Raw genomic sequence first — 1,088 nt, 5'->3', positions numbered from 1 at the left:
TGCTTATCAAAAACCACATGAGCTCGCCATCTGGTTTGAAAATGAGCGCGACGAACGACAGACCTATACGTGGCAACAGCTGTGTGATGAAGTCTCGAGTGTTCAACAGTGGCTTAGGGATTGTGGCATCAAACAAGGCGATGTTGTTGCTGGTTACTTACCGCACCTTCCTCAAACCGTCATCGCGATGTTGGCAACCACCAGCTTAGGTGCGACATGGACGTCAACCTCGCCAGATTTTGGCGTAGAAAGTGTGCTGGAACGTTTTGGACAGGTAAAACCAAAAATTTTGTTCACTTGTGATGGCTACACATTCAATGGCAAAACTTTCGACATGGCGGAAAAAAACCAACATATATCCGATCATCTCGATGGCCTCAAACAAGTATGCCAAATCAGCTATCTCAAGCCTCACATCTTTGAATGTGATGTTTGTACCCAAGATTGGCAAAACGTGCTTAATCAATACTCACCTGAGCCCCTCACCTACACTCGCGTTAACTTCAATGACCCACTCTTTGTGTTGTATTCATCCGGTACGACAGGTAAACCCAAATGCATCGTGCACTCGGTCGGAGGCACCATTCTGAATCACGTCAAAGAGCATCAACTGCACTGCGATATTCAACCGAACGATCGAGTTTTTTACTACACGACCTGTGGTTGGATGATGTGGAATTGGCACGTTTCCGCCCTTGCAAGCGGAGCGTGCTTAGTCATTTTTGACGGTAGCCCTGTTTATCCTTCTCACAAGGTGCTGTGGAACCTTGCTCAAAATGCTGACGTGACCTTGTTTGGTACGTCGGCTAAATATCTGGAAGCGCTTGAAAAAGCGCAATTCTCACCGAAAAGAGCCGATGCTTTCCCCGCACTCAAGACGATTTGCTCAACTGGCTCTGTACTTTATCCTGAGCAATTCGATTACGTTTACGAGCACTTAAAGGAAGACGTACATTTAGCGTCCATTGCTGGGGGCACAGATATTTGCGGATGCTTTGTATTAGGCAATCCGATATCACCAGTCTATCGAGGAGAATGTCAATCCGCAGGCTTAGGCGTTGATGTGCAAGTATTTAATCCACAAGGTC

General features: G+C 46.6%; 1 protein-coding gene. It reads left to right on the top strand.

Annotation, left to right across the window (positions count from 1 at the left end; all coding sequences use genetic code 11):
- Window positions 1-1,088, top strand: a 1,088-nt coding sequence (locus R7Q41_RS24330) for an AMP-binding protein (protein ID WP_318144745.1), incomplete at both ends; no start/stop codon positions are given.

The sequence above is a fragment of the Vibrio sp. 2096 genome (assembly GCF_033339595.1).
Taxonomy (GTDB): Bacteria; Pseudomonadota; Gammaproteobacteria; order Enterobacterales; family Vibrionaceae; genus Vibrio; species Vibrio alginolyticus.
Note: the sequence above shows the minus strand (reverse complement) of the source record. Positions and strands in the feature narration are given on the sequence as shown.